At 72.1% G+C, this 18,015-nt stretch carries 14 protein-coding genes and 1 riboswitch; of the genes, 3 read left to right on the top strand and 11 right to left on the bottom strand.

Annotated features, from left to right (window positions below; genetic code table 11):
- Window positions 1-10: 10 nt before the first annotated feature.
- From cobI to AB0D27_RS17015, 10 genes are all read right to left on the bottom strand, one after another.
- Entirely contained in the window at window positions 11-742 is a 732-nt protein-coding gene (gene cobI, locus AB0D27_RS17060; RefSeq protein WP_362508580.1) for a precorrin-2 C(20)-methyltransferase, read from the bottom strand.
- Complete coding sequence (locus AB0D27_RS17055; protein ID WP_362508577.1) at window positions 739-2,181, bottom strand: cobyrinate a,c-diamide synthase; 1,443 nt, start codon at window positions 2,179-2,181, stop codon at window positions 739-741. The genes cobI and AB0D27_RS17055 overlap by 4 nt, the downstream gene beginning before the upstream one ends.
- A complete protein-coding gene (gene cobO, locus AB0D27_RS17050) occupies window positions 2,175-2,774 on the bottom strand; it encodes a cob(I)yrinic acid a,c-diamide adenosyltransferase (protein WP_362508574.1) in 600 nt (199 codons plus the stop codon). Before cobO ends, AB0D27_RS17055 begins: the two co-directional genes overlap by 7 nt.
- Window positions 2,774-4,771: a putative cobaltochelatase gene (locus AB0D27_RS17045; protein WP_362508571.1), complete on the bottom strand. Its 1,998-nt coding sequence runs from the start codon at window positions 4,769-4,771 to the stop codon at window positions 2,774-2,776. The genes cobO and AB0D27_RS17045 overlap by 1 nt, the downstream gene beginning before the upstream one ends.
- On the bottom strand, window positions 4,768-8,421 hold the full coding sequence (gene cobN, locus AB0D27_RS17040; protein ID WP_362508568.1) for a cobaltochelatase subunit CobN: 3,654 nt from the start codon (window positions 8,419-8,421) through the stop codon (window positions 4,768-4,770). The genes AB0D27_RS17045 and cobN overlap by 4 nt, the downstream gene beginning before the upstream one ends.
- Complete coding sequence (locus tag AB0D27_RS17035) at window positions 8,418-9,926, bottom strand: cobyric acid synthase (RefSeq protein WP_362508565.1); 1,509 nt, start codon at window positions 9,924-9,926, stop codon at window positions 8,418-8,420. Before AB0D27_RS17035 ends, cobN begins: the two co-directional genes overlap by 4 nt.
- The gene (locus tag AB0D27_RS17030; protein ID WP_362508562.1) at window positions 9,923-10,864 is read right to left on the bottom strand and encodes a cobalamin biosynthesis protein; all 942 of its coding nucleotides are present in this window, start codon (window positions 10,862-10,864) and stop codon (window positions 9,923-9,925) included. Before AB0D27_RS17030 ends, AB0D27_RS17035 begins: the two co-directional genes overlap by 4 nt.
- A 109-nt stretch (window positions 10,865-10,973) precedes the next feature.
- Window positions 10,974-11,115: riboswitch (cobalamin riboswitch) on the bottom strand.
- Window positions 11,116-11,241: 126 nt separating this feature from the next.
- Window positions 11,242-11,466 carry a hypothetical protein gene (locus AB0D27_RS17025; RefSeq protein WP_362508559.1) on the bottom strand — a complete coding sequence of 75 codons (225 nt, stop codon included), beginning with the start codon at window positions 11,464-11,466 and terminating at the stop codon, window positions 11,242-11,244.
- A 12-nt stretch (window positions 11,467-11,478) separates the two neighbouring features.
- The gene (locus AB0D27_RS17020) at window positions 11,479-12,720 is read right to left on the bottom strand and encodes an inorganic phosphate transporter (protein WP_362508556.1); all 1,242 of its coding nucleotides are present in this window, start codon (window positions 12,718-12,720) and stop codon (window positions 11,479-11,481) included.
- A gap of 178 nt (window positions 12,721-12,898) precedes the next feature.
- A complete protein-coding gene (locus tag AB0D27_RS17015; protein ID WP_362508553.1) occupies window positions 12,899-13,648 on the bottom strand; it encodes a lysozyme in 750 nt (249 codons plus the stop codon).
- A 196-nt stretch (window positions 13,649-13,844) separates the two neighbouring features.
- Here AB0D27_RS17015 and AB0D27_RS17010 point away from each other — a divergent pair, with 196 nt between their 5' ends.
- The 3 genes from AB0D27_RS17010 to AB0D27_RS17000 all read left to right on the top strand — a co-directional run bounded on the left by AB0D27_RS17010 (window position 13,845) and on the right by AB0D27_RS17000 (window position 17,498).
- Complete coding sequence (locus AB0D27_RS17010) at window positions 13,845-14,576, top strand: class II aldolase/adducin family protein (RefSeq protein ID WP_362508550.1); 732 nt, start codon at window positions 13,845-13,847, stop codon at window positions 14,574-14,576.
- A gap of 200 nt (window positions 14,577-14,776) precedes the next feature.
- Entirely contained in the window at window positions 14,777-15,904 is a 1,128-nt protein-coding gene (locus AB0D27_RS17005) for an alpha/beta fold hydrolase (protein ID WP_362508547.1), read from the top strand.
- Window positions 15,905-16,094: 190 nt separating this feature from the next.
- Complete coding sequence (locus AB0D27_RS17000) at window positions 16,095-17,498, top strand: hypothetical protein (protein WP_362508544.1); 1,404 nt, start codon at window positions 16,095-16,097, stop codon at window positions 17,496-17,498.
- An 18-nt stretch (window positions 17,499-17,516) separates the two neighbouring features.
- Here the strand turns inward: AB0D27_RS17000 and AB0D27_RS16995 are convergent, their stop codons facing one another.
- On the bottom strand, window positions 17,517-17,930 hold the full coding sequence (locus AB0D27_RS16995; RefSeq protein ID WP_362508541.1) for a VOC family protein: 414 nt from the start codon (window positions 17,928-17,930) through the stop codon (window positions 17,517-17,519).
- Between the last annotated feature and the right edge of the window lie 85 nt (window positions 17,931-18,015).

Below are 18,015 nucleotides of genomic sequence, written 5' to 3'. Positions count from 1 at the left end.
CTTGCGCGGCTCACAGTTTCCCGCCGCGCCGGCCGTCGCGCCGCGCGGGCGCGATGAGCGTGGAGAGATACGGCAGCGGCTCACCGTCCAGCTCGCCCGCGGGCCGGATCGACTCCTCCTCGAGCCCGAGCGCCGACCCCCACACGGCGTCCTCGATCCGCCCGGTCTCGCGCAGCGCCTGCGCGACCTCCCGCGCCTGCCGCCCGAACTTGTACGCGACGACGGTGCCGGGCCCGTTGAGCGCGTCCTTGAGCACGGCGGCCCCCGCGGTGACCGGCACGAGGGTGAGCGGCTCGGTCCCCTCGGTGAGAACGGCACCGGAGCGCGCCGCGAGATCCTGCATCGCGGTGATACCCGGCACGGTCTCGATCACCGTGCCCGGCACCAGCTCCCCGATGGTCTGCGCGAGATAGGTGAACGTGGAGTACACGTTGGGATCACCGATGGTGGCGAAGGCGACGGTGCTGTGCTTGTCGAGCAGGTCCGCGACCCGCGCACCGGCGGCGTCCCAGGCGGCCTCGCGCCGGCCCCGGTCGCTGCGCTCGTTGAGCGCGAAGACGATCCGCAGGACCTTCTCCTCGGGCACGTAGTGCAGCACGGTCGCCTCGGCCCGCCCTCGTTCACCGGTGTCCATGACGGGCACGACGACGACCTCGGCGGTCCGCAGGGCGTTGACGCCCTTGACGGTCACCAGCTCCGGGTCACCGGGCCCGACCCCGACTCCGATCAGCTTGCTGCTCATGACGTCAGGCACCTCTCCACGAACCGACGGGCGACACCGGGCTCGGATGCCCAGTGCGTGTGCAGATAACTCGCGTGCACACCTTGCTGTACGAAACCTTCGAGCCGCCGCTGAGGGGCGCGCACACCCCAGGCGGGAGCCGCCCCGGCGCCGGGTTCGACGACGGTCCGGTGGAACTCGTGCCCGCGCATGCGCGTCCCCGCCGAAGCGAGCACGCTCTGCGACACGGCGACGGCGTCCCGGTAGCCGAGCGTCAGCCGCTCACCCATCCGGGCCGTGGCGTCGAGCACCCCGCACATGGGCTGCCCGTCGAGCTCACGGCACAGATACAGCAGCCCGGCACACTCGGCGGCGACGGGTGCCCCGCCCAACGCCAGCTCGGCAACCGCCTTCCGCAACGGCTCATTGGCCGACAGCTCAGCCGCGTACACCTCGGGAAACCCACCCCCGATGACCACCCCGCCCGTCCCATCGGGCAGCCGCTCGTCCCGAAGCGGATCAAAGCTCACGACCTCGGCCCCGGCGGCGGCAAGCAGTTCGGCATGCTCGGCGTAGGAAAACGTGAAGGCCGGCCCACCGGCGAGAGCGACCACTCTCAGCCCGTCCGGCGTTTGAGGACGAGCCCTTGGGGCGACGGGGGGTTCGGGGGCGCAGCCCCCGAGTTCGGGATCGGGAAGGGGCGGCGGGGGCGAATCCAGCACAGCCTCAGCCGCGCTCCACCCCGCACCCGACAACGCGGGCGCACTGCGCGCCAGCGCGAGCAGACCGTCGAGATCGCACCCCTCCCGCACCCGCGAGGCCATGGCGGCAACCGCATCCACGGCTTCCGCGCGCCGCTCGGCAACAGGCACGAGCCCAAGGTGCCGAGAGGGAGTCTGTACCTGCTCAGCTCGCCGAAGCACCCCGAGAACGGGAACCCCGGACGCGTCCAGAGCCTCCCGCAGCATCACCTCATGCCGCTCGGACCCCACCTTGTTGAGGATCACCCCCGCGACCCGCACCTCGGGATCCCAGGAGGCGAACCCGTGCACCAGCGCCGCCACGGACCGCGACTGCGACGACGCGTCGACGACCAGCACCACCGGCGCCCGAAGCAACTTCGCGACATGAGCGGTGGACGCCAGCTCCCCCTGCCCCGCGGCCCCGTCGAACAGCCCCATGACACCCTCGACGACCGCGAGATCGCACCCGCGCGCGCCATGCGCGAACAACGGCGCGATCAACTCGGGGCCGCACAGATACGCGTCGAGGTTCCGTCCCACACGCCCGGTCGCGAGCGCGTGATACCCGGGGTCGATGTAGTCGGGCCCCACCTTGTGCGGGGACACGGCAAGCCCCCGCGAGGCGAAGGCCGCCATCAGCCCCGTGGCAACGGTGGTCTTGCCACTGCCCGAGGAGGGCGCGGCGATGACCAGCCGAGGGACGGAAGAAGTCACCACTCGATGCCCCTCTGCCCCTTCTGCCCGGCGTCCATCGGATGCTTGACCTTGGACATGTCCGTCACCAGGTCGGCGAACTCGACGAGCTTCTCGGGGGCGTTGCGCCCGGTGATGATCACGTGCTGAGTCCCCGGCCGATCCCGCAGCACAGCGACGACCTCATCGACATCCACCCACCCCCAGTGCATCGGGTAGGCGAACTCATCCAGGACGTACAACCGGTACGTCTCGGCGGCGAGGTCCCGCTTGACCTGCTCCCAGCCCTCGCGGGCCTTCTCCTCGTTGTCCATCTGGGAGTCGCGCTGGACCCAGGACCAGCCCTCGCCCATCTTGTGCCAGTCGACGGAGCCGCCCTCGCCGGAATCACCGAGCACGCGCAGCGCGTTCTCTTCCCCGACCTTCCACTTCGCCGACTTGACGAACTGGAACACCCCGATGGGCCACCCCTGGTTCCAGGCGCGCAGCGCGAGCCCGAACGCGGCGGTGGACTTGCCCTTCCCGATCCCCGTGTGCACGACGACCAGCGGACGGTTACGCCGCTGACGTGTCGTCAAGCCGTCGTCCGGCACGACACTCGGCTGTCCCTGAGGCATTACGCGGCCCTCCTGCTGCCCTGAATTCCCTTGACAAGACCGGCGATCGAGTCCGCCCGCAGCTCGTCCAACGTCACTGCAGTGCCGCCCAGTTCACCGGCGAGCTGCCCGGCGAGCCCGAGCCGCACGGGCCCCGCCTCGCAGTCGACGACCACGGAGGCGACCCCGTCGGCCGCGAACAGCCGCGCCGCACGCCCAGCCAGCGCGACCGGCTCCGGCCCACCCGTGGCCCGCCCGTCGGTCACCACGACGACCAGTGGCCGCCGGGCCGCGTCCCGCAGCCGCTCGACCCGCAGCACGTCGTGCGCCCGCAGCAGCCCGGCCGCGAGAGGCGTCCGCCCGCCCGTCGGCAGCGACTCCAGCCGGGCCGCCGCCGCGTCCACGGAAGAGGTGGGCGGCAGCGCGAGGTCGGCCGACGATCCCCGGAAGGTCACCAGGCCCACCTTGTCCCGCCGCTGGTAGGCGTCGAGGAGCAGCGACAGCACGGCGCCCTTCACCGCGCTCATCCGCTGCCGGGCCGCCATCGACCCGGAGGCGTCCACGACGAAGAGCACGAGGTTGCCCTCACGCCCCTCCCGGGTGGCCTGCCGCAGATCGTCCCGCCGTACGACCAGTCCCGGCCCCGACCGTCCGCGCGCCCGCTGATGAGGCGCGGCGGCCCGCACGGTCGCCGCCAAGTGCAGCTTGGTGAGCGCCCCTCGGGGCTGCCGCGAGCCGGTGGTCCGCCCATGCTCGGTCCGCGCGCGCGAACGCCGCCCGGCCGCGCCCTCACCGAGCCCGGGCACGCTCAGTACCTTCGTACGGAAGGGTTCGGCCGCCCGTGCGGGGGACTGCTCGCCGCCTGGCTGCGGCTGTCCGCCCTCGCTGGGATCGCCCTGCGCGGGAACCTCCCCCGGCGCGGGGGAGTCGCCCTCCGGCCCGTCCTGCGGTGGCCTGCCGCCCCCGCCGGGCCCGTCCGGATCGGGATCGTCGTCGTTCTCGTCCTGCCCCCCGAACTCCTCCAGCGTCTCGTCGAGCTTGTCCTCGTCGAGGCCGGGCGCGTCAAAGGGGTTGCGGCGCCGCCGGTGCGGCAGCGCGAGCAGGGCCGCCTGCCGTACGTCCTCCGCGAGCACCTCGGTCCGCCCGGCCCAGGCGGCCAGCGCGGTCGCGGTGCGGGCCATGACGATGTCGGCCCGCATGCCGTCCACCTCGAAGGCCGCACAGGTCGCCGCGATCTGCCGCAGCGCGCCGTCCCCGAGCCGTACGGAGGGCAGCAGCTCGCGGGCGGCCACGATCCGGGCCCGTACGGCGGACTCCTCGTCGGCCCAGCGCGTGGCGAAGGCCTCCGGGTCGTCGTCGTAGGCGAGCCTGCGCCGGACGACCTCGACCCGCTGGTCCGGCTCCCGGGAGGCCGCGACCTCGACCGTGAGCCCGAAACGGTCGAGCAACTGCGGCCGCAGCTCGCCCTCTTCGGGGTTCATGGTGCCGACGAGCAGGAAGCGGGCGGCATGCCGTACGGAGACGCCCTCGCGCTCGACGTAGGAGGCGCCCATCGCGGCGGCGTCGAGGAGCAGGTCGACCAGGTGGTCGTGGAGGAGGTTGACCTCGTCGACGTACAGGATCCCGCGGTGCGCGTCGGCCAGCAGCCCCGGCTCGAAGGCCTTCACGCCCTCGGCGAGCGCCCGCTCGATGTCGAGCGCGCCGACCAGCCGGTCCTCGGAGGCGCCGACCGGCAACTCCACCATGCGGGCGGGCCGTCGGACGCCGGCACCGGGCTCGTGCGGCCCGTCCGGGCACGCCGGATCGGGTGCGGCGGGCGCGCACGAGAAACGGCACCCGGCGACGATGTCCACCTCCGGCACGAGGGCCGAAAGGGCTCGTACGGCGGTCGACTTGGCGGTGCCCTTCTCGCCGCGCACCAGCACGCCGCCCACCGCCGGCGAGACGGCGTTCAGCAGCAGCGCGAGCCGCAGGTCGTCCTGGCCGACCACCGCCGTGAACGGAAACGGAGTACTCACTGGTCGTCGCCCTCCAAGTCGCCTTCGAGCTCCAGATAGGTGGCGCGCAGCCGCTCCAGCGTGTCCGCGTCCGGTTCGGCCCACAGCCCCCGGTCGGCGGCCTCCAGCAAGCGTTCCGTGATCCCGCGCAGCGCCCACGGGTTGGACTTCTTCATGAAGTCCCGGTTCTCCGCGTCGAAGACGTACTCCGCGCTGAGCTTCTCGTACATCCAGTCGTCCACGACCCCGGCCGTCGCGTCGTACCCGAAGAGATAGTCGACGGTCGCCGCCATCTCGAAGGCACCCTTGTAGCCGTGCCGCCGCATCGCCGCCATCCAGCGCGGGTTGACGACGCGGGCGCGGAAGACGCGGTGCGTCTCCTCGCCGAGGGTGCGGGTCTTCACCTGGTCGGGTACGGCGGAGTCGCCGACGTACGCCTCCGGGGAGGTCCCCGTCAGGTGCCGGACCATGGCGACCATGCCGCCGTGGTACTGGAAGTAGTCGTCGGCGTCGACGAGGTCGTGCTCACGCGTGTCGACGTTCTTGGCCGCCACGGCGATCCGCTTGAACGCGGTCTCCATGTCGCCGCGCGCCGCCCGCCCATCGAGCCCGCGCCCGTACGCGTAGCCGCCCCACACCGCGTACACCTCGGCGAGGTCGGCGTCGGAGCGCCAGTTGCGGGCGTCGATGAGGGGGAGCAGACCGGCGCCGTACGCTCCCGGCTTGGAGCCGAAGATACGGGCCGTCGCGCGCCGCCGGTCGCCGTGCTCGGCGGTGTCCTCGTCGGCGTGCTTGCGCACGTAGTTCCGGTCGGCGGGCTCGTCCAGCTCGGCGACCGCGCGTACCGCGTCGTCGAGGAGGCCGACGACGTGCGGGAACGCGTCCCGGAAGAAGCCGGAGATCCGGACGGTGACGTCGATGCGCGGCCGGCCGAGTTCGTCGAGCGGGACGACCTCGAAGCCGGTCACCCGGCGGGAGGCGTCGTCCCACACCGGGCGGCAGCCGAGCAGCGCCAGGATCTCCGCGATGTCGTCGCCCTGCGTGCGCATGGCGGACGTACCCCAGACCGTCAGACCGACGGACGTCGGGTACTCGCCGGTGTCCTGGAGGTAGCGCTGCACCAGGGAGTCGGCGAGGGACTGACCGACCTCCCAACTGAGCCTGGACGGGATCGCCTTGGGGTCGACGGAGTAGAAGTTGCGGCCGGTCGGCAGGACGTTGACGAGTCCGCGGGTGGGCGAGCCCGAGGGGCCGGCCGGGACGTAACCGCCGTCCAGGGCACGGAGGATGTGGGTGATCTCGTCCGTCGTACGGGCCAGCCGCGGCACGACCTCACGGCATGCGAACTCCAACACCGCGACGGCGTCGGGCAGTTCGAGGCCCAGGACCTCCCTTACGAGAGCAGTGCTCTCGGACGTCACCCAGCCGCGCTCCTCCATGCCCTGCGCGATCCGGCGGCACAGCTGCTCCAGCAGGTCGATGGCGTCGGCTCCGGTCCGCGCCGGTCCCTCGACGAGGTCCGTCAGCTCCACCGGCACCTTCACCGGCGCCCCCGGCTCGGCGAGCAGCTCCTTCTCGACCAGGCCGAAGTGCTCGGCGAGACAGGCCCGAAGACCCGGCAGCGCGTTCGCCGCGCCGCCCCACACCTGTGAGGCGCGCAGCACGGCCAGCACGAGGTTCACCCGCGGCTCGGCCTCCGGCCCGCCGCCGAGAATGTGCAGACCGTCCCTGATCTGCACGTCCTTGATCTCGCACAGATAGCCGTCGATGTGCATGACGAACTCGTCGAAGTCGCCGTCGTCCGGCTGCTCGTCGATATGCAGGTCATGGTGAAGCTCCGCGGCCTTGACCAGGGTCCAGATCTGCGCGCGCACGGCCGGGGCCTTCGTCGGGTCCAGGTCGGAGACGAGAGCGTACTCGTCGAGGAGCTGCTCCAGCTTCGCCAGATCGCCGTACGTGTCCGCGCGCGCCATCGGCGGTACGAGGTGGTCGACGACCGTGGCGTGCCCGCGCCGCTTGGCCTGCGTGCCCTCGCCGGGGTCGTTGACGATGAACGGGTAGATGAGCGGGAGTTCGCCGAGCACGGCGTCGGGCGCGCAGCCTCCGCTGAGTCCGAGTCCCTTGCCGGGCAGCCATTCCATCGTGCCGTGCTTGCCCATGTGGATGATGGCGTCGGCGCCGAACGAGTTCTCCAGCCACCTGTACGCCGCCATGTAGTGGTGCGACGGCGGCATGTCCGGGTCGTGGTAGATCGCGATCGGGTTCTCGCCGAAGCCGCGCGGCGGCTGGATCATCACGACGACGTTCCCGAACTGGAGACAGGCCAGCACGATGTCGTCGCCGTCGACGTAGAGGGAGCCCGGAGGCTCGCCCCATGCCTCGAGCATCCCGTCCCGCAGCCCCGGCTCGAGTGTGTCGAACCATGCCTGGTAGTCGGCGAGCGGCACCCGCGCGGGCGCGGCGGCCAGCTGGTCCTCGGTGAGCCACTCGACGTCGTGGCCGCCCGCCTGGATGAGCCGGTGGATCAACTCGTCGCCTTGGTCGGGGTATGCGGAGAGGCTGTATCCGGCGCCCCGCAGCGCGTCCAGGACCCGTACGGCCGACGCGGGCGTGTCGAGACCGACCGCGTTGCCGACCCGCGAGTGCTTGGTGGGGTAGGCGGTGAAGACGAGCGCGAGCTTCTTCTCCTCGTTCGGCTTGTGCTTCAACCGGGCGTGCCGTACGGCGATTCCGGCGACGCGCGCGGCCCGCTCCGGGTCGGCGACGTACACCGGCACCTCGTCGGGACCCTGCTCCTTGAAGGAGAACGGCACGGTGATGAGCCGTCCGTCGAACTCCGGGATCGCGACCTGCATCGCCGCGTCCATGGGGGACAGGGCGGCGTCCGACTCGGCCCAGGTGTTCTTCGACGAGGTCAGGCAAAGCCCCTGCAGCACAGGGATGTTGAGGTCGGCGAGCGCACCGATGTCCCAGGCCTCCTCGTCGCCGCCCGCGGACGCCTGGGAGGCGTGCGTGCCGCCCGCCGCGAGCACGGTGGCGACCAGCGCGTCGGCCTTCTGGAGGATTTCGTACAGGCCCGCGTCCGCGCCGCGCAGCGAACCGCAGTACACGGCGAGGGCGTTGGCGCCGCGCGCCTCGATCGCGTCGCACAGCGTGTCGACGAAGGCGGTGTTGCCGCTGAGCTGATGAGCCCGGTAGAAGAGCACACCGACGGTCGGACGGCCCTCGATGTACGCGCGCTCGCCGTGGACGCCGTACTCTGGCATCTTCCGCGGCTCCTCGAAGCCCTCGCCGGTGAGCAGCACGGTGTCGGACAGGAACCGGGCCAATTCGGTGAGGTTGTCCGGGCCGCCCTCGACGAGGTAGCGCAGCGCCTCCGCCACCACGCCGGCGGGCACCGACGACTCGGCCATCAACTCGGCGTCCGGGACGGACTCCCCGCCGAGCAGGACGGTCGGGATGCCCGAGGCCCGCAGCTGGTTCAGGCCCTCCTCCCAGGCACGCTTGCCGCCCAGGAGTCGTACGACGGCGATGTCCGCGCCCTCGATGAGCGCGGGCAGCTCCTCCGCGACCTCCACCCGGGTCGGATTACCGATGCGGTACGGGGCGCCGGAGGCACGGGCCGCCAGCAGATCCGTGTCGGCGGTCGACAACAACAACACTGTGCTCATGCGGGCGCTCCCGGTGGAATGAAAGGCAGTCCTTGCGGCGCGCCCGACTCGATGAGCCGCCACAGCGCGTCCGTGTCCGCGTGTTCCTCGATCAGATCGCCGAGCCGGTCCAACTGCTGCTCGCGCAGCGCCGCGAACGACGTGTCGGCGGCCGGTACGAAGCGGCGGCCCGCGGCGGCCGCCACCTCGCGCAGGAAGGCCCGCCGGAATCCGTCCGACTCCAGCGAGCCGTGCCAGTGGGTGCCCCAGACGGCGCCGACCCGGCAGCCATCGAGGAAGGGCTCTCCTCCCGTGACGTCGGCGACGCCGTGGTGGATCTCGTATCCCTCGACCCGCTCGCCGAGAGCCTCGCCGACCGGCCGCGTCAGGGTCTTCTCGCGCGCGAACCGCACGCGTACGGGGAGGAGTCCGAGACCCTCGACATGACCTTGACGGCTTTCCACCTCGTCCTCGATGTGCTCGCCGAGGACCTGGAAGCCACCGCAGATACCGAGAACCGGCCGCCCCTCGGCGGCCCTGCGCGCGAGGGCGTCCGCGAGTCCCCGCTCCCGCAGCCACTCCAACGCCTTCACCGTGCCCCGGGTCCCGGGTACGACGACGAGGTCGGCGTCCGCCAGCTCCTCGGCCCGGTCCACGAACCGCACCACCACGCCCGGCTCGGCGGCCAGCGCGTCCACGTCGGTGAAGTTGGACATGAGGGGTATCGCGCAGACGGCGACCCGCAGGACGTCCTCACCGGCGGGCGGTGCGACCACGGACTCCCGCACGGCACCTCGCAGTGAGACCCGGAGTCCGTCCTCCTCGTCGATGCCCAGGCCGTGCCGGAAGGGCAGCACGCCGTACGAGGGTCGCCCGGTGAGGTCGTGCAGCATGTCGAGCCCCGGCTCCAGCAGGGAGACATCCCCGCGGAACTTGTTGACGAGGAACCCCGCGACGAGTTCCTGGTCCTGCGCGCTCAGCAGCGCGACCGTCCCGAAGAAGGAGGCGAACACGCCACCGCGGTCGATGTCACCGACGACGAGCACGGGCAGTCGTGCGTTCCGGGCGATCCCCATGTTCACGATGTCGGTGCGCCGCAGATTGATCTCGGCCGGACTGCCGGCCCCCTCACAGATCACCGCGTCATACGTGCCCCGCAACTCGGCGAGGCACTCCAGCACGGTCCCGAGCAGCGCCTCCTGCCGTCCGCCGTGGTAGCCGCGCGCGCTCATCTCGCCCACGGGCTTGCCCATGAGCACGACCTGACTGCTCCGGTCGCTGCCCGGCTTGAGCAGCACGGGATTCATGAGCGCGCTGGGCTCCACGCGTGCGGCCTGCGCCTGCATGGCCTGCGCGCGGCCGATCTCGGCACCTTCGCGCGTGACGAAGGAATTGAGGGACATGTTCTGCGCCTTGAAGGGGGCGACCTTGACGCCCTGGCGCACCAGCCACCGGCAGATCCCCGCCGTGACGACGCTCTTGCCGGCGTCGGAGGTGGTCCCGGCGATGAGCAGTCCGCCGCTCATGAGGTGGCCCCCTTGGAAAGCGTCCGTCCGACGGCGCACACGGCGAGCGCGAGCAGGCTCACGCGCCGCGACAGCCGGACGGCCCGCTCGATGTCGGCGACCGACACGGGCCGCCCTTCGGCATTGAGTACGGGCCGGTGCTCGACCCGGCCCCCGTATGAGAGCGTCCCGCCGAGCCGCACCCCGAGCGCCCCCGCGAACGAGGCCTCCACGGGCCCGGCGTTGGGACTCGGATGCTTGCCGGCGTCCGCGCGCCAGGCGCGCACGGCGCCCCGCGGATCGCCCCCGGCCACGGTCGCGAGCACGGCGGTCAGCCGGGCCCCCGGCCATCCCGCCACGTCGTCGAGCCGCGCGGAAGCCCACCCGTACCGCCGGTACTTGGGGGACCTGTGCCCGACCATGGCGTCCAGCGTGTTCACGGCACGAAAGGCCACGAGCCCCGGCACACCCGCGACGGCCCCCCACGCCAGGGCCCCCACCACGGCGTCGGAGGTGTTCTCGGCGACGGACTCGACGACGGCACGCGCGATGCCGTCGGAGTCCAGTGTCTGGGGGTCGCGCCCGCACAGATGCGGCAGCCGTTGCCGGGCGGCCTCGACATCACCGACGGCGAGCGCGTCGCCGATCGCCCGCGCCTCACGCCCGAGGGAGGTCCCGCCGACGACGGCCCAGGTGGCGGCGGCGGTCAGCGCGACGGAGGCGGCCCGAGAGGGACGTACGCAACGACTCGCGAGCGTGGCGAGGCCGGTGGCGCCGCCCACGCACACGGTGGTGTGCAGCGCGCCCCACCCACGGTGGTCCCGCCACAACACCCGCTCCACCTCTGACGCGGCCCGCCCGAACGCGGCGACCGGATGCCCCCGGCGGGGATCGCCGAGCAGCAGGTCACCGAGGAGGCCGGCGGCGGCGCCGTACGCGAAGACGCGATCGGCACGCATCGGTTCAGCCGACCGTCAGGTCGGGCTGCGCCGTCGTTCGCTTCGTTGGCAGGGCACTTGGGCAGCCGCGCATGGCGATATGTCCTCACTCAGGGTGTCCACGCCCTGGTTCGACGAGACCGGCGGTGAGAGTTCCTGGCTCCCGGGAACGTCATTCCCCGGTGACAGTGGCGGGACCGCGCCGGACTCACACCGGCTTCCTCTCATGCCGCCGTACTTGGCTCCGGCAGTCCACCACGGGGCCGGAACACCCGTCAACTTGCTGTTGACCTGCGGGGGGAGAGTGTGCGAAGGCCCACATGCGGGTGGGGTGCGGGACGATGTTCCGTCCCGCACCCCACCTGAAGTGATGCCCGTTTTGGGCTACTTGGTTCGGCTCACTTGCCGACAATGATGAAGATCCCGTACGCCACCGCCGCCGCGCAGGCCGCGAAGCAGGCGTAGGCGCCGGTGGTCGCGAGGGCCACGGAGCCGCCCCGAGTCGAGGCCGACTCGCGCTTGGACAGGCTGACGATGCCGAGGGTGAAGAGGCCGACGAGGGAGACGGTGGCCACGAGGCTGACGCCGAAGACGGAGGCGAGGGCTGCCCAGTCGATGTTCATGCTGTTCGTTCCTTACACCGTGGCCGGGCGGGTGGGCTCCGCGTCCGGGGCCGGGATGGTGGTCTTCAGGTCGGTGTCGGCCGTGGCGATCGAACCGGCCGGCGGCGGGCTGACGGCGGCGATCGCCGTGGTGACGACGCCCGCGGGCTCGGCGGTGACGTCGTTGACGTTGTCGACCGTGACGGGCCGGCGGCGGGAGAGCTTCCAGATGGTGCCGGCACCGGCCACCAGCAGCACGCCCGTGAGGGCGATGCCCCACGCGCCCTGCTTGGTCAGGAACTCGGCGCTCGCGCCGGCCAGACCGGCGGCGGGCAGCGTCAGGCCCCACGCCACGAACATGCGGGTCGCGGTCGACCAGCGGACGACGGCGCCCTTGCGGCCGACGCCCGAGCCCATCACGGCGCCCGAGCAGACCTGGGTGGTGGAGAGCGAGAAGCCGATGTGCGAGGAGGCCAGGATGGCCGTCGCGGCGCTGGTCTGGGCGGCGAAGCCCTGCGGCGGCGCGAGGTCGGTGAGGCCCTTGCCCATGGTGCGGATGATGCGCCAGCCGCCCAGGTAGGTGCCGAGCGCGATGGCCATACCGGCCGAGACGATGACCCAGCTGGGAGGGTTCGAGCCCGGGGCGATGACACCGCCGGTGACCAGGGCGAGGGTGATGATGCCCATGGTCTTCTGCGCGTCGTTCGTGCCGTGGGCGAGGGAGACCAGCCCCGCGGAGGCGATCTGCCCCGCGCGATAGCCCTTGGCGGTCGCCTTCTCCTCGGCCCGCCCGCCGATCTTGTACGTCAGCCGGGTGGCCAGCATCGCGGCGAGTCCGGCCACGATCGGCGCGGCGACCGCGGGGATCAGCACCTTGGTGACGACGGTCGAGCCGTTCACTGACGACCAGCCGGCCGACATGACCGCGGCGCCGATCAGTCCGCCGAAGAGCGCGTGGGAGGAGCTGGAGGGCAGACCCAGCAGCCAGGTCAGCAGATTCCACAGGATGGCGCCGACGAGCGCCGCGAAGATCACTTCGGTGCGAATGCCCTCTTCGTTGATGATTCCGCCGGAGATCGTCTTGGCGACCTCCACGGAGAGGAACGCACCGACGAGATTCAGCACGGCGGACATGGCCACCGCCGTCTTGGGCTTCAGAGCGCCGGTCGAGATGGTCGTCGCCATCGCGTTGGCAGTGTCGTGGAAACCGTTCGTGAAATCGAACACGAGAGCGGTGACGATCACGATTCCGAGGAGGAGCGTGATGTGTTCCATTTACCCAGGCTTCTGTTTGACGTCAGTGGCACGTGGACCGTAGGCAACCTGGGTGAACGGAAGATGAACTGGGTCGGGCGGTGGGGTGTCTCAATGGGTGGACCACCCCTCCGCTTGCGTCGGAGGGGCGGCCCCGCGCCTCGAACGAAGGCGGAATATCGGGCTCCGGTCCCGGCTTCTAGCCCCTCGCGAGCCGCTTCAGCCCGGTCAGGGATCCGTTGAAGAGATTTTGGTCACCCGGCAGGGCGCCGCTGTTGTCGTACTGCCAGAACGTCCAGTACGACCAGCCGCCGGGCAGTGCCCCCGCGTCCGCCGCGTCGTAGCGGGCCAGCCACAGGGCGTGATTCGCGGCGAAGGCGCGGCTGGCGCCGGTGCAGGTGTTCCACCAGTGCGCGGTCGTGTAGATCACCGGCCGGCGGCCGGTCTCCCGCTTGACCTCGTCGCTGAATGTCTTGATCCACTTCACCATCCCGGCCTTGCTCAGGCCGTAGCACTTGTGCTTGCTGTAGGGGTTGTACTCGATGTCCAGCGCGGGCGGCAGCGTCCAGCCGTCCGCGCGCCAGGCGCCGCCGTTGCGCACGAAGTACGCGGCCTGGGTGGCGCCGGACGACTTGTCCGGGACCGCGAAGTGGTAGGCGCCGTGGAGGATGCCCGCGGTGCGTGCCCCGTTGTACTGCCGGCTGAAGTACGGGTTGCGGTAGGTGTGGGACTCGGTCGCCTTCACATAGACGAACCGGGCGCCCTTTGCTTTCGCGCTCTGCCAGTCGACGTTCTTCTGGTGCGAGGAGACGTCGTGCCCCTTGGGTTTGCCCGCGGCCTCGGCCGGAAGCGCGCTGAGGGCGGTCCCCCCGGCGGTGAGCGCCGCCACGACGGCCGCCGCCGCGGTGACGCGGGCACGGTGGCGGAACGGTGTGTGATCACGGGCCATATTTCCCCCCGGAATGGCGACGTGCACGACAAATCCCCCAGAGATTACTGGTAGTTCGGCCGATGCCCGTCGATCGCCAGCCAATCACCGACAGAGGGGGATGTATGCCCATATGCGACCTTACGGACGCCCGGCTTCCGCCCTAGAGTGCCCTCGCCTGCGGCGCGTTGACGTCCGCGCCTGGCAGGATCACGGCATGGCTGAGCAGCGGCGGGACGGACGGGACGCACGGGGGGACGCGCAGGGTGCGGGGGAGCGGGGCGAGTTGGGCGGAAGGGGCGCGCGGGACGCGGTGGAGCGGGCATGGGACGAGCTCGTCGCGACGGCCCGCCGGACGGTGGCCGACGGACTGGTCGTCGGTACGTCGGGCAATGTGTCGGTACGCGTCGGCGGCACCGTCCTGGTCACGCCCACGGGAGTGCCGTACGACCGGCTGACGCCCGACGACGTCGTGGGCGTCGACCTGGACGGCCGGCGGGTGCTCGGTTCGCTCCTTCCGACGAGCGAACTGCCGATGCATCTCGCGATCTACCGCGCGACCGACGCGCGCGCCGTGGTCCACACCCACGCCGCGCACGCGACGGCCGTCTCGACCCTCGTCCCCGAGCTCCCACTGATCCACTACATGGCAGGCGCCCTCGGCGGACCGGTCCGCGTTGCCCCTTATGCGACGTACGGCACTCCGGAGTTGGCCGAGAACATGCTCCGGGCCCTCGCCGACCGCACGGCCTGCCTCCTCCAGAACCACGGCACCATCGCCTACGGCGCGACCCTGTCCCAGGCCTACGACCGCACCGCCCAACTGGAATGGATGTCCCGCGTCTGGCTCCTGTCCTCCGCCGTCCCGGGCCTGACCCCCACGCTGCTGTCGACACAGCAGGTGAACGAGGCGGGGGCCCGTCTGAGCACCTACGGCCAGCGGCCTTAGCCGTGCGGTCCGGTGTTCCGGGGTCGGCGGGGCTGCGTTTGTCCCGAGCGGGGTGAGAGGGAGCCGCCCCGCCGAAGGCGAACGCCGTGGCGATCCTGCGGTGCGCCGCGATCTCTCCGGGAAATCCCCGATCCTGGCCGGGGACAACATTCAAGCTCCTCCCGCTGGCCGATAGCGGGCTGCCCCGGGAGACTGAACCCGTGCGCACTGTCAGAGCGACGGCCGCAGCCGTCACCGTAGCCATAGCCGCGGGCGCAGCCTCCGTGGCGGCGGGCCGGTTCGCGAGCGACGCCGCGCTGAAGGCGCAGCCCGGCAGGCCACTGCCCACCGAGCCCCGGCTCACCGTGCACGCCACGACGGCGGGCGGGATCATCCTCACCCGGGACCTGGCATCCCAGCGCCCCGGCATCTACGGCCTCGCCGGCGACGGCACCCACGCGGTCGTCGGCCCGGTCATGAACGCCACTCCGCACCCCGCCGACACGGTCGTACGCCGCCTGGAACGGGTCAGCCACGGTGCCCTCGAACCCGGCGACAAGGTGTGGTTCACCCCGAACCTGCACATCGGCAACCCGAGCGCCGCCCTCGGCCTGGAGCACGCCGACGTGGACATCCCCGGCGAACTGGGCACACTGCCCGCCTGGTTCGTGCCCGCGGTCCGGGACACCTGGGTGATCACCGTGCACGGCCTGGCCACCACCCGCGAACACCCCATGAACGTCATGGAGTTCCTGAACAGCCGCCACTTCCCCGTACTCGACCTCGCCTACCGGGGCGACCTCGGCGCACCCCGCTCCCAGGACGGCCTGAACCACCTCGGCGAGACCGAGTGGCGGGACCTGGACGCCGCCATCCGGTACGCCGTGCGGTACGGCGCCGAGCGGGTCATCCTGTTCGGCTGGTCCACCGGCGCCACCATGGCCCTGCGCGCCGCCGCGCACTCCGCGCTGCGCGACCGGATCACCGGGCTCGTCCTGGACTCGCCCGTCCTCAGCTGGGAGACCACGCTGCGCGCCCTCGCCACGGCCCGCGGCACCCCCAGCGCCCTGCTGCCCCTCGCGGTGCGCGCCGCGCAGGGCCGCACGGGCCTGCACGGCGACCGCATCGAGAACGCCGCACGCCCCGACCACCTCAAGGTGCCCACCCTGGTGGTGCACGGCCCGGACGACACCATCGCCCCCTGGGGCCTCTCCCGCCGCCTCGCCGAGCGCCGCCCGAACCTGGTCACCCTGTACACCGTTCCGCAGGCCCAGCACGGCGCCATGTGGAACGCCGACCCGGCGGCCTACGAAGAGGCCCTGCGCCGCTTCCTCACCCCCCTCATGTAAGCCGGCGCGCCCTGCCGCACCAGGCCCCCGGCGCACCCGAGGGCGCGCTTCCGGTTCGGTCTTGAACAACTCTCGCGGGGGCTCCTTCCCAGCTGCCGAGCGCCCCGAGAAGGCTCCGCGTCCACCACCCCTGTCGCCTGCCGTGACATTCCGTTTGGGTTTTCGGACTGTCAACCGGAAGACTGCACCTGTGACGTCCCGTAACCCGCGCGACTCCAGGCTCCGACTCGTCAGCCCGCGGCCCCTGGCCGCCGCCCCCCGAGCGGTGACCCAGCGCCGCACGCGCCGCCCCGCACCGAGGCCTCCCGAGGGCACACCGCCGCCCGCGGAACTGGCCCGTATGGCGCGCACCGGCCTGGCCGACGCGGCCCGTGTCGCCCGCTGGGCCGACGCCGCCCTGCGCCCGGGGCGCGACGGCGCGGCCCCCGACGGGAAGGGCGCCCTCTCCGACGCCACCGCTGAACGGGCCGCCGCCGACCTGGGGCTGACCCGGGCTCAGGTCCGCGCCGACTGGGACACCGCACGCCTGGCGGGCCTCATCGAGGTGCACGGGGACAGCGCCCGCCCGGGCTGGCGGCTGCGGGCCTGGAACCGCGACGACAGCGCCGTCCTGCGCGGCTGGGTCGCCTTCTTCGACGCCTGGTCGCTCGCCTATCCGGAACCCGCGGACCGCGAGCCCGCCGCAGTCGCCGAGGTCGTCTCCTCGATGCCTCAGGTGCTCTCCTTCCTCCAGCTCTCCGCGGGGCCCGTCCCCGTGGAGCAACTCCTCGACCTCCTCGAACAGCGCGTCACGGAGCTGCGCACCGAGCGCTGCGAAATCCCGTACGGCCCCCGGCCGGAGCCGGCCCAGGAGACCGCCGAGGTCGCGGACGCCCCCCTCGCCCCGCTCCTCGACTGGGCCCTGCACGCCCTCGCCTCGGTAGGTGCCCTCACCTACGGCGACGGCCAGGCCACCCTCACCCCGCTGGGCAGCTGGGCGGTCTGGGTCAAGCTGGAGCAGATCTGCGTCGCCGCGCAGAGCCCCGCCGGGAACATCGAGCAGCCCGCCGAGGACATGCTCCGCGGCTGCGCCCAGCTGCGCCCGAACGCGGCCCGCGCCGAGTACCGCGCCTGGCTCGCCGCCCGTCCCGTGGGCAGCGCCGTCACCGAACTGATCGACGCCGCCCGCGGCGAGGACGCCCTCACCCGCGGCCTCGCCTTCGAGGCCCTGCGCGTGGTCGGCGCCCCCGCGGAGCCCGATGTGCGCGCCGTCGCCGAGGAGACCTCGCTGCGCCCCTACGCCCTGCTGTGGCTCGCCGAGCACGACGGTCACGACCCCGAGGACGCCCACGAGGTGCTCACCCGTCAGGAGGCCACCTGGCTGTGGGTGGACACCGCGGCCGCCGTCGCCGACCACGGCGAGGCCCCGCTTCTCGTACGGCACCTCGAGTCCGCCGTGCAGCCCACCGTGCCCGCGCTCCTCGACGAGGTGCGCGCCGTCGGGCACCCGCGCACCGTGCAGGTCCTGGTCGCACTCGCCGCCGCCCATCCGGACCCGGCCCTCGCCAAGGCCGTACGCCGTGCCGCCTTCCAGGTGCACACCGGGGGCAGCTGAGCGGGGAGCGGACGGGCCCTACGCCGCTATCTCCGGGGCGTACGTGCCGAAGCTCCAGATGTTGCCCTCGATGTCCCGGGCCATGTAGTCCCGTGAGCCGTAGTCCTGGTCCGTCGGGGGCATCAGGATCTCCGCGCCGTGGTCCACGGCCCGCCGGTGGTGTGCGTCGACGTCGTCCACGACGATGTACACCCCGCAGGGGCCCGCGCCCTTCATCGCCTCGTCGAAGCGGCCGCCGCGGCCCTTGGAACCGAGCATCACGGCGCCGTTGCCCTGCACCAGTTCGGCGTGCATCACCAAGCCGTCCTCGCCCTCGTACACCGACAGTTCGGTGAAGCCGAAGGCCTCTGTGAGCTGCCTGACCGCTGCCTTCGCGTCCGCGTACAGCAGCGTCGGGTAGATGCTCGGGCGCCCGCCGTCCAAGCCTGCCATGCCGATCACTCCCTCTCGTCTCGCCGCCTGAATCCGATTCGCTGCCCAGTCTGGCACCGGGCACTGACAACGCCCGTCGAGCGCG

The sequence above is a fragment of the Streptomyces sp. NPDC048415 genome (assembly GCF_040651675.1).
GTDB lineage: Bacteria > Actinomycetota > Actinomycetes > Streptomycetales > Streptomycetaceae > Streptomyces.
The sequence above is the reverse complement of the archived record's forward strand: the minus strand, read 5'-3'. Positions and strand labels throughout refer to the sequence as shown.

Bases quoted from the DNA above. Each gene is read 5' to 3' on its own strand.
- cobI (WP_362508580.1), bottom strand. From the start codon at position 742: ATGAGCAGCAAGCTGATCGGAGTCGGGGTCGGGCCCGGTGACCCGGAG.
- cobO (WP_362508574.1), bottom strand. From the start codon at position 2,774: ATGCCTCAGGGACAGCCGAGTGTCGTGCCGGACGACGGCTTGACGACA.
- cobN (WP_362508568.1), bottom strand. From the start codon at position 8,421: ATGAGCACAGTGTTGTTGTTGTCGACCGCCGACACGGATCTGCTGGCG.
- AB0D27_RS17035 (WP_362508565.1), bottom strand. From the start codon at position 9,926: ATGAGCGGCGGACTGCTCATCGCCGGGACCACCTCCGACGCCGGCAAG.
- AB0D27_RS17030 (WP_362508562.1), bottom strand. From the start codon at position 10,864: ATGCGTGCCGATCGCGTCTTCGCGTACGGCGCCGCCGCCGGCCTCCTC.
- AB0D27_RS17025 (WP_362508559.1), bottom strand. From the start codon at position 11,466: ATGAACATCGACTGGGCAGCCCTCGCCTCCGTCTTCGGCGTCAGCCTC.
- AB0D27_RS17020 (WP_362508556.1), bottom strand. From the start codon at position 12,720: ATGGAACACATCACGCTCCTCCTCGGAATCGTGATCGTCACCGCTCTC.
- AB0D27_RS17015 (WP_362508553.1), bottom strand. From the start codon at position 13,648: ATGGCCCGTGATCACACACCGTTCCGCCACCGTGCCCGCGTCACCGCG.
- AB0D27_RS17010 (WP_362508550.1), top strand. From the start codon at position 13,845: ATGGCTGAGCAGCGGCGGGACGGACGGGACGCACGGGGGGACGCGCAG.
- AB0D27_RS16995 (WP_362508541.1), bottom strand. From the start codon at position 17,930: ATGGCAGGCTTGGACGGCGGGCGCCCGAGCATCTACCCGACGCTGCTG.